The following is a 435-nucleotide window of genomic DNA, read 5'->3' as shown; positions in this document are numbered from 1 at the left end:
ACCTGGATGATCGCGGCATCGCCGCCGTCATCCCGTCCAAGCGCAACCGCAAGTCCAGCCGATCATCGACGGCAACCTCTGCGCCCTTCGCAATCTCACCAAGCGATGCTTCTCAAAACTCAAGCACAGCCGCAGACTGGCCACCCGATACGACAAGACCGCCGACAGCTACATCGGAAGGGCAAGGCACTTCGTCATCCGTGCCTTGCACATCGATATGCCCTTCTCATAACGACTTGGCCGCCCCAATCTTCTGCATCAGCGTGGCGTTGTCCCAGAACAGATATTCCTCATCCATGGTGCCCTGCTTGTTCCAGTGCCCAAGGGTCGTCATCGGAAGGTGATAGGCCTTGCCGGTCGGCTGGATGACCACGCCATTGGGCAGCGCCATCGGCTTCGTGAAGGTGCCGTCGAGGAAGCCCATGACGGCGGTCC

Annotated in this window: 1 protein-coding gene; it reads right to left on the bottom strand. The window is 60.0% G+C overall.

Annotated features, from left to right (window positions below; genetic code table 11):
* Positions 1-226 precede the first annotated feature (226 nt).
* Positions 227-435: hypothetical protein (locus AB4Y92_RS25925; protein WP_441822232.1), on the bottom strand; the 209-nt coding region annotated here is incomplete at its 5' end.

It is taken from the genome of Lysobacter sp. TAB13 (genome assembly GCF_052113885.1).
Lineage (GTDB): Bacteria > Pseudomonadota > Gammaproteobacteria > Xanthomonadales > Xanthomonadaceae > Lysobacter > Lysobacter gummosus.
Note: the sequence above shows the minus strand (reverse complement) of the source record. Positions and strands in the feature narration are given on the sequence as shown.